We start from the raw sequence: 9,177 nt of genomic DNA on the forward strand, positions 1-9,177 counted from the left end.
AGAATCGCAGCTAAGGCACGGTTCTGGCGCAGTCGATGGAGGCGGGGCTCTCTGAGCTACGTGCGGCTATTCTTTTGGCGAGCTAGCTCAAGCGAGCATGCTAAGCATAGTCATGATCCCTGCAACACTGACCGTGGAGGATAAAAAGCCAAGAACTGCCAGCCGCAGTGATGGCAGAGTGCTTTGACATTTGATTGCATGATCGACTGATTGCTGCACGAATCTTCCTCCAGGTCGCGAGACTGCCCAGAACGGCTGATCTCTCCAGAGGGTTCCGAGAAGATTTGGGAGGCGGTCGCCTTCTCGCCCGGCACATTCGTCGACATGCAGCGCGATCTGCCGATTAGCAGCATGCGCAAAACAGTCAGTAACTCGTATCAGGAGTGATGGAACAAGTCGTGTACCGGGTGGCTGTGATCCGACACTCCGATAGCACTCAAAGGTTGATGAACGGCTGGAATATCCAGTTCGTGCACAGCGATAGGAGCGCTCGCATCTCGTGCCGGATCGCCTTGAAACACGAGGTTCCCATGGTCATCGATCGTTGCGGCCGAAATTTCCGAACGAGCGGACACTGTTCCGCTTTGCAAGAGAGGATCACGGGCAAGTTCAGCTCCTTGATGCTTGCCGCTACCAAGCGAATGTGCAGGAGCGTTTTCGTTCGATATGCCGGAAATGGCGTCTGCATCGACGTGGCCCGCTGCCAGTCCGCCGGCTTGATGAGTGGCTGAGCCGGTATTGTCGAAGGGCACATGTGCCTGATCCGTCGGGCCGCCGCCGTGCTTATGTGGCGGGAGTATTGAGCCCAGATCTTCGGTTGCAGCCCTACTGTCTACGCCAAGCGACGGAAGAGCCTGCGTATCGAGCTTCGAATGTCGATCGACCGAAGTATCGTTGGCGTGATCTGGTGCGACCGCCGCGTCATGATCCGCATGAGGGAGGGCCGGCATCTCCGGTCGATGTCCGGCGTCGGGCTGTGCAGCGGTCGCGGCTTGATGCGCAGATGCCGTCGTAGATGTAACAAGATAATCGTGGGCGCCTTGATCGAGGGGCGCACGATCTGAATGGGAGGCGGATTCTTGATCGCCGTTGGGATCGCCTCGGTGCTGTGATGGCATATCCGCAGTTGCATCGGCCACGGCGGCTACGGCGCTAGGCGAAGTCTGCGCCTGAGCTAGCTCGACCTGATGTCCATTCTGGTGCGGTTGAGCCGATGACGAATCTTTACTAACTGGCACGGCGGATGACCCGGAGACGCGGGCATCGATGCTTCCAACAGTGCCGTGCGCCTCGGGCGAAGCGTGTTCATCCTGACGTGTCTCAAGACGAGGGCCGTGACCGTTCCCACTTCCCGATCCGCCATCGCCGGTGACGCCTATTGCAGGTGGCGCGACCTCGCTTTGATGATCGGTGAACCCGTGTCCGTTCGCTCCGGGGTTTGGATGTAGCGTCGGAGTCTCAGATGCGTTTGGCGCGTGATCGTTGGCCGATAGCGACGTCTTCCCGTGGCTCGCTTTGCCGTTGCCGTGGTTGGGTTGATCGTCGTGATAACTCGCCGAAGAAACGGATGCGGTCGCGGGCTGGTCTACAGAGGCCGCATTGGCAGGGCCTTTGGCTTTCCCGTTGCTGTTGTTCGCGTAATCTCCGTGGCCATTGTTTGAAGCCGGTGTTGCGGTCTGCTCAGCGGCAACACTCCCTGAATGTCCGATAGCCTTCCCATTGCCGTGGTTGAGCTGTTCGCTCTGAGCAGCATCCGGGTCCGTGATGCCTCCGGTTTGCGTGGCAGTAGCGACCTTCGAGTGCCCATTGGCCTTTCCGTTGCCGGACTGATCGCCCTGGCTGTCGTTCGAGGCGGAGGGCGAAGCATCAGCCTGCGCCGCAGCTGCGCCCTTGGAATGGCCATTGGTCTTTCCGTTACCAGACTGATCCCCCTGACTGTCGTTCGAAGCGGAGGGCGAAGCATCGGCCTGCGCTGCGGCTGCCCCCTCGGGATGACCATTGGCGTTTCCATGGCCTTTGCCGGGCAGATTGCTTTGGTCATCAGCCGAAGCGGTTGGATCGGGCTCGGTCTGCGTGGCCGCAGTTTCCTTGGAATGTCCCTTGGCTTTGCCGTTACCGTCGCCGGATCGATCGCCTTGCGCAGCCTCGGCGGCCGGCTTATCGCCCTTTTCGGATCCTCTGTTGACTATTCCGACTGAGGCGCCCGTCGCGACGGTCTTGCCGCTTCCATTTTGCCAAGACGCGCTGGACGACCCTAGCTCGCCTTCAGACATATTCGGACCCGTATCGCTAGAGCGTCCGCTCATCTCCGTTCGCGAAAACGAAGCGCTGTTTTCTTGCCGGTCACCTTGGGTATCGGGAGCGAATGAGGACGATCCGACTAGGCCATCTGAGCGTGCAGACGCTTGATTGGCTGCCGTTCCCGGAGAAGGCGAAGCCGCAGGTCTGATTATCGCTTCCGGGTCCAAGATCGGGCTGACAGGAATATGCCCGCTCTCGGAGAATGACGGCCCGGAAAGCTCGCCTCGCATGTCCGACGGAACCTGCGTGACGTTATCGTGTCGGTTTGCCGATGCTGGCGTGGAGCCTTGCTGAGAGCTGCTGCTGCCCACGGCGCTGGCCGAGGCGAACTGCGCGACAGCACCGGATCCATTGGAAGAGCTGCCGACCGTGTCTAAGCCGGGTAGGCCATCGTCCAGCCCGGCGTGCTGCATAATATTGCCTACATTGCCGCTGCGGATAACATCCAGATCTGTCTGAAAGCCGAAATGATCCGATGCAACGGCCTCGGCCGCGAAAGCCATCGCGGCGAAGATCATGGCCTGGGATTGCTTGCGATCGCCCGGCTGATGGTTGCTGCCGCCTTGTCCGGCTTCGCCGGTACCACCCGTCGGCGATTTGGCGGGCTCGGCAGATCTTGCGACGTCGACTGCTGGCGATGGATGCTCGTCCTCGCCTGCCTGTGATGCCTGAGCGTCGTCAGGCGATAGGCTGAGCGCGGCTGCGGCCACCAGCGCGGCGAGCACCGATGCCGGGTGGACGACGAGCTTTGTGCCCTCGCTGACCCGCGGAATCGGAAGGAGATCCGGGCGCAGCCGTGCGATCTCGTCGATAAGCGCCCGGAAATCGGGGCCGCGTATCGTGTTGTCCAGCACGTCGGAGGCGATGATATAATTGCCGTCAATCCTCGCGAAGTGGATGATGACCTCGCCGTTCGGCTGGCAGAAAACGAACCACGGATCACCCTCGTCGCTGAGACCATGCTCGCTCGTGATCGCCATTCCGGCGCGGCAGAGTGCGGCCTCGACTCGATAGAACTCGGCAAGCTCCTGGTTCGACCACAGGCCGCGCCTGACAGAGGTCGCACGGACAAAAGGGATGACGGTGCTCATCTCGCCTCACCTATCGACCTGGCTTGCACCACGAACGTTGGGCCGACCCGGAGGTGCATCAGGCGCCTCGTACATAAGACGGTTCTCGGTCTACCGTTCATGGAAGGCACGCCCCATTGCGTCGAAGAAGGGCGCGAACAGGTATTGGAGCGCCGTCCGCTCGCCCGCCGACACCACGACTTCGGCAGGCAGCCCGGCGATGAGCTGCTGTTTGACCTCGTCGGGAAGGCTGCCGTCGTCGATGGCGACGATGCCGGCGAAATAGGGCTGCTTCGTGCCGTCATCGATGAGTCGATCGCGCGAGACAGTCGTCAGCGTTCCGAAGACCGTAGGTGTGCGGCGCGTCTGGAAAGAGGGAAACTTGATCTCGGCCCTCATTCCTGAACGGACCGTTTCGAGGTCGTTCGGCGAGAACTGCACGTTGATGACGAGCCGGTCGCTCGTCGGCACGATCTCCATCAATGGCTCTCCGGAGCGGATCACCTGCCCGATGGAGTGAACCTTAAGGCCCTGGATCACGCCCTGCTGCGAGGCACGAATCTCGTGCCGCCGGTAGACGTCTTGCGCGACGATAAGTTTTTCTCGCAGCTCGCCAATCTTCTGACGCGCCTCTAGCAGCTGAGCGGTCACGCCTTCTTGGAAGCGCTGCCTCAGCTGGGTACTCTGCAGTCCGGTCTCGCTGATGGCGTTCTGCGCTTTCGCCGTGTCGGCAACAGATCGGCCAATGACACCTTCAAGACGGGTCCGCTCGCGTTCCATCGCGAGAAGGCGCGAGACGGGGATCAGGTTCTTTCCCTGCAGGCTGCGCAGGCCATCGAGCTCCTGGCGGATGTATTTGACCTGCTGCTCGACGGCAGCCTTCTCCACCGCGATCCCCGAAATCTCGGTCTTCAATTGGGTGACCTTCGCGTCGATCAGCGAGAGCTGGCCCTGGAGCGTGGTTTTCCGCTCGGTGAGCTGGCTGGTCTGGTCGCGAATGATGCGCGCGAGCGCCGGCTCGTTCCGCCGCGCTGCGATCTCTGCGGGCACCTTGAAGCTGTCGGTCTGGTCCTGCTCCGCCCGCAGGCGGGCCTCAAGGACCAGGGCCGCGTCGAGCTGATTACGAAAAAGGTCCGCGCTGGCTTCGGATTGCAGGGGGTCGATCCGTAGCAGCACGTCACCTGAACGGACGACTTGCCCGTCCTTGACCAGAATATTTTGGACCATACCGCCCTCGAAATGCTGGACGGTTTTCCGGTTGCTCTCCGCGACCAACACACCGGGGCTGATGACGGCGCGGTCGAGGTGGACGAGAGCGCCCCAGGCTCCTGTGACGCCGAAGGCTGCAATGATGAGGGCATAGCCGGCGACGGCGTAACGACGCCAAGCGATGGCGGCTGCATGCCGTGGCGAGTCGTCGATGTCGGCTTGCTCCAAAGGCGATCCGACTTGTCGCGCGTTCGGAAGCGCGGGGGCGAGACGGACCGTCATGGTTAGCCGGTGCTCCGCTGTCCGTCGGCGGTCCGCGCTGCTTCGCCCGTTGCCGGATCACCCGTCGCGACGAGCGTTGGAACCGGCCGGGTCCCAACGAGCTGTCCGAGGATCTGATCCGGAGCGCCTGCGCTGCGCAGCGTGCCGCCCTCCATCATCAGGACCGTGTCGGCTCCGGTCAACAGACTGACCTTGTGCGTAACGATCACCACCGTCGCGCCCTGCTGGCGAAGGTCCGAGATTGCCCGCAGGAGCGCCAATTCGCCGGCTTGATCGAGACTTGCATTCGGTTCGTCGAGAATGATGAGGCTCGGGTCGCCGTATATTGCTCTGGCAAGCGCGATCCGCTGCCGCTGGCCGCCGGACAGTCCCTGCCCGCCCGGACCGATACGAGTGTTGTAGCCCTCCGGCAGCGTCTGGATCAGATCATGGCAGCCGGCCCGCCGCGCGACCGCAACGACGGACTCGTCGTCCTCCGGGCCGAAGCGCGTGATGTTCTGAGCAACCGTGCCCTCGAAGAGTTCGACATCCTGCGGCAGGTAGCCGACATGGCGCCCCAGTGCCTGCTGATCCCAATGGGCGAGTTCAGATCCGTCGATCCTCACGTCGCCTGATGCGATGGGCCAGATACCGGTCATTGCTTTGACGAGAGTGGACTTGCCGGCGCCACTGGGACCGATCACCCCGACGATGCTACCGGACTCAAGGCGGAAGCTCACGCCGCGCAGAATCGGAACCGTCGACCCGGGGGCTGCCACGACGAGGTTCTCGACATCGATCAGACCGCGTGGTCGCGGCAGTGCGACGCGATGCGGCTCGGCACCCACTGCGGCCTCGAGCCGACATAGCCGTGCGTAGCTCGCGCGGGCCGCCGTGAAGCTTTTCCAGTGGCTGACAATTGCCTCGATCGGCGCAAGAGTCCTGCCCAGGATGATCGAGGCCGCGATCATCGATCCGGCAGAAATCTCACGATGGATGGCGAGATATGCGCCCGCTCCGAGGACCAAGGTCTGAAGCAGCATGCGGATGAACTTGGTGACCGCAGCAATGGTGCCGGTCCGACGGCTCGCGCGCGCCTGAAGGAGCAGCGCCTCGTCATGTTGGCTGTGCCAGCGGGCGCGCAGAGCGCCGACCATGCCCATCGCCTGCAGGACCTCGCCGTTGCGGAAAGTTTCCCGTGCCTGACCCTCGGCCTCGCGGGCCGCCTGACCGGCAACATTGAGGGAGCGCCGCGTGGCGAACTCGGCCACCAAGGTCAGTGCGAGAAGTGCCCCGCCGCCGGCGAGCGCCATCCAACCGAACCACGGATGAAGAATGAAGCAGGCCAGAAGAAACAGCGGTGCCCATGGCAGATCACAGAAGGCGAGGATCGCGCTGCCGGTGAGAAACTCGCGCAAGATGTCGATGTCACGCAGGCTAGCGTCCTGTCCGGTGTTCGGACGGAGAAGGTTGGCCCGGTGCACCATTGAGAACATCGGGCCTGCGATGGCCCGGTCGAAGATTAGGCCGCCCTGCACCAACAGGCGCGATCGGAGCATCTCAAGAGCTGCATAAACGGCCAGCGCGAAGGCGGCGATCACTGTGATGCCGAAGAGCGTCGCTTCGCTCCGGCTCAAGAGCACCCGGTCGTAGATCTGCAGCATATACAGAGGGCCGACGAACAGGAGCAGGTTCGTAAAGAATCCGAAGATCAGCACGGTCAGCAGCACTGGGCCGACGGCGTATCGGCCCGCCTCCAAGACTGTTCTGCTCCTGGTCATGCTCATGCCAGATCCTCACCGAATTCAGAAAGTGAGGAGCCCTGCCCCAGGTTCGATTGCGTATCGCAAGACCGATCGCGGTTCAGACGCTGGCTCAGCGTGCTTCGCATGGGGGCCCAAGGCATCAGCTCAACGGCTTCGATGCTGGCGCATAGCGCCGTAGTCCGCGGGTCGCGTAACTCCTGCATCCTCCGAAGGATAGGGCAGATTCGAAGCGTTCCAAGTTAGAACGCTCGCAATACAATCCCGCAAAACGCGTTCGGATCTGGACTGTCCGAAAGTGGGTTGTATATGAAAGTCACTGTACGGCCTGCCGCAAGTTGGTTGACCGTCAGAAGGAAAGTCGTCCCACCGTGTATGCCCATGTTCAGCGACTGACATCGGAGGAGGTCCAAGAACTGCGCCGCGAGGGCGGCCGGTTCCTGAAGGATCTCCGGGAGAAGAGCGGTCTCTCGCAGCGGCAGCTCGCTGCGCAGGTCGGCGCGGAATACTATACCTTCATCTCGCAGCTGGAGACTGGCCGCGGTCGTGTACCGCCCGACCGGTATCGCGTCTGGGCGACGGCATTAGGCGTTGATCCTAGGGAATTCGTGAAGGGGCTAATGCGCTTCTACGATCCGCTGACCTACGAAATTCTTTTTGATTCCGAATAGCCGTTCGGGTGTGGTCGCTATTCCGCGGCCAGCCCCAGCGAAGGCTCTTCCGATACGACGACGCCACAAGCCGCCATCAGCGCGCGGAGTGTATCGAGCGCGTCCTCGACATCCTCGCGCGTTTCCAAAGCTTCGCGAGAGAGCGTTGCGCCTCCTACAGATGTCACCACGACGTCAAACCGGCCGTCGGGACGTTCGATGATGCGATAGGATACGCGGCGAAGCATAGGGATAGCAGATCGGAATCAAAGCGAGAGGACGCCCCTTCTTCCTGCGCGAATGACATCCGAGGCGCAACTATGAGTTTTGCTGTATATGTATGGGCGCGATTGTGAGACTTTGCGCGACGTGCCTTTGCCTTTGATCGCCAATGGCGCCCACCTGTCCGGCGGGCGCCGACGGCTTCCGAATCACGCCGGAGTCGGGCTTGGCGGCATTTTCAACATACCGACGAGGCACGCACGTGCCCGGCTGACCCGGCTTTTCGCCGTTCCGATTTCGCACCCCATCATTTCTGCCGCGGCCTCGTAGGTGAACCCTTGCGTTCCAACGAGCAACAAAGCCTCGCGCTGAACGGCGGGAAGCTTGGCCACGTGATGCAAAACCGTCCGCAGATCCGATCCGTATTCCTGAGGAGGGGCCGTGGTTAGAGAGGCCGCTCTTGCTCCATCCGCGTCCTCTACCTCGCGGCGCGTCTTTCGACACTCGCTGTAGAACTGATTGCGAAGGATGGTGCAAAGCCAGGCTTTGAGATTGGTCCCCGCCGCGAACTGATCGTGCTTGGTCCAAGCTTTCAGCAAGGTCTCTTGCACGAGGTCGTCCGCTCTCGCTGGATTGCCGGTCAGCGATAGGGCCACAGCTTGCAACCTTGGAACCAGACGGATCAATTCATCACGAAAAGCTGCATCGGTCACGCGTGTCGCTGAGCCGCTGTCATCGCGCGGCTCGTCAAGATCATGATTGCAATCGGAGCGCTTATCCTGCCCCGGTCTCCGATGAATGGCTTCAGCCAAACCACCGAACTCATGTTGCTCGGTCGCGGGTGACGGAGAACGCAGCCAACCCTTTCCATATGTGAGGCCGTTTGAACCAGGTCCACTTGGTATCAGCATGTCGTTCAATCCATGCTCCTTCGCAGAAAGGCAGACGGAGAGTTGCCTAGGCCGGTCAGATCGGCCGTACAGTGAACATCTAACTCCCAATATGGGGGGGATCGTTCCCTCGGTCGAACGCGTTGCGAGCGTCACGCGAGATCAGAACGGTCGAGGTGATGGCACGCCAGGTGACTTATACGATCGTAGATTGTCCCAAGGGCGGGTTTGCTGTCGTCGTGTTTACGGCATCCGGAGTCACCTATCGGCGTGACAGCCTGCCGAGCTTCCAGGACGCAGAGATCTGCGTCGAGGATCTGCGCACCGTGCTGACCAGCTGCGGCACGCAACTAACGCTTTACGAGCACGACCGAGGCGAGACCAACCTGATGGCCGGCAGCGAGGTGAGGGACATCAGAACCGCAGCTTGCGCGCATCCTGTCAGGACGAGAGACCCAAAGGCTTGCCGCGGAAGCGGACGGAAGGCAGGTGACCCAACCTCGCCGCAAAGGGCGCTTGGGCTGGTTCCACAAACGGACATCCCACAATGGCGGCGCTCTAAAGGCAGCGCCCCATAGCGGCCGTGTAGCCGCCTCCGAAGGCGTTCCAAAAAGACCGACGGAGTTGAGAAACGGCCGACCTCGCTCGAGCCGCGTAGCTCAGCGATTGGCGGATCATAGATCAGGTTGACGAGGAGACTTGAGACGCCACACTGCCGTATCTCGGCTGCAGATCCTAGCGCAGATGCCGAATAGGACGTCGCTGCTGCGCTTGTAGCCTTGCTGGCAGCATCAACATCGCCACGAGCATA

6 protein-coding genes are annotated in these 9,177 nt (G+C 61.6%); 1 reads left to right on the plus strand and 5 read right to left on the minus strand.

Going from position 1 to position 9,177, the window contains the following annotated elements; all coding sequences use genetic code 11:
• Positions 1-377: 377 nt before the first annotated feature.
• The 3 genes from MGN01_RS22670 to MGN01_RS22680 all read right to left on the minus strand — a co-directional run bounded on the left by MGN01_RS22670 (position 378) and on the right by MGN01_RS22680 (position 6,628).
• On the minus strand, positions 378-3,392 hold the full coding sequence (locus tag MGN01_RS22670) for a serine-rich family protein (RefSeq protein ID WP_147049064.1): 3,015 nt from the start codon (positions 3,390-3,392) through the stop codon (positions 378-380).
• A 90-nt stretch (positions 3,393-3,482) separates the two neighbouring features.
• Positions 3,483-4,862, minus strand: coding sequence for an HlyD family type I secretion periplasmic adaptor subunit (locus MGN01_RS22675; RefSeq protein WP_147049065.1), 1,380 nt, complete (start codon positions 4,860-4,862; stop codon positions 3,483-3,485).
• Positions 4,863-4,864: 2 nt separating this feature from the next.
• The gene (locus MGN01_RS22680) at positions 4,865-6,628 is read right to left on the minus strand and encodes a type I secretion system permease/ATPase (protein ID WP_147049066.1); all 1,764 of its coding nucleotides are present in this window, start codon (positions 6,626-6,628) and stop codon (positions 4,865-4,867) included.
• Positions 6,629-6,975: 347 nt separating this feature from the next.
• Between MGN01_RS22680 and MGN01_RS22685 the strand changes: the two genes are divergently transcribed.
• Positions 6,976-7,275 (plus strand): helix-turn-helix domain-containing protein, encoded by a 300-nt coding sequence (locus MGN01_RS22685; protein WP_147049067.1) that lies wholly within the window; start codon positions 6,976-6,978, stop codon positions 7,273-7,275.
• A gap of 17 nt (positions 7,276-7,292) precedes the next feature.
• On the opposite strand, the gene MGN01_RS24030 is transcribed toward MGN01_RS22685, so the two are convergent.
• Positions 7,293-7,502: an SGNH/GDSL hydrolase family protein gene (locus MGN01_RS24030; RefSeq protein WP_147049068.1), complete on the minus strand. Its 210-nt coding sequence runs from the start codon at positions 7,500-7,502 to the stop codon at positions 7,293-7,295.
• Between the two features lie 183 nt (positions 7,503-7,685).
• Positions 7,686-8,396: a sigma-70 family RNA polymerase sigma factor gene (locus MGN01_RS22695; RefSeq protein ID WP_238258521.1), complete on the minus strand. Its 711-nt coding sequence runs from the start codon at positions 8,394-8,396 to the stop codon at positions 7,686-7,688.
• Positions 8,397-9,177: the final 781 nt, after the last annotated feature.

This window comes from Methylobacterium gnaphalii (assembly GCF_007992215.1).
GTDB classification, from domain to species: Bacteria; Pseudomonadota; Alphaproteobacteria; order Rhizobiales; family Beijerinckiaceae; genus Methylobacterium; species Methylobacterium gnaphalii.

What these genes read in the sequence shown, in the direction of transcription:
- MGN01_RS22670 (WP_147049064.1), bottom strand. Translation starts at nt 3,392, where the DNA reads ATGAGCACCGTCATCCCTTTTGTCCGTGCGACCTCTGTCAGGCGCGGC.
- MGN01_RS22675 (WP_147049065.1), bottom strand. Translation starts at nt 4,862, where the DNA reads ATGACGGTCCGTCTCGCCCCCGCGCTTCCGAACGCGCGACAAGTCGGA.
- MGN01_RS22680 (WP_147049066.1), bottom strand. Translation starts at nt 6,628, where the DNA reads ATGAGCATGACCAGGAGCAGAACAGTCTTGGAGGCGGGCCGATACGCC.
- MGN01_RS24030 (WP_147049068.1), bottom strand. Translation starts at nt 7,502, where the DNA reads ATGCTTCGCCGCGTATCCTATCGCATCATCGAACGTCCCGACGGCCGG.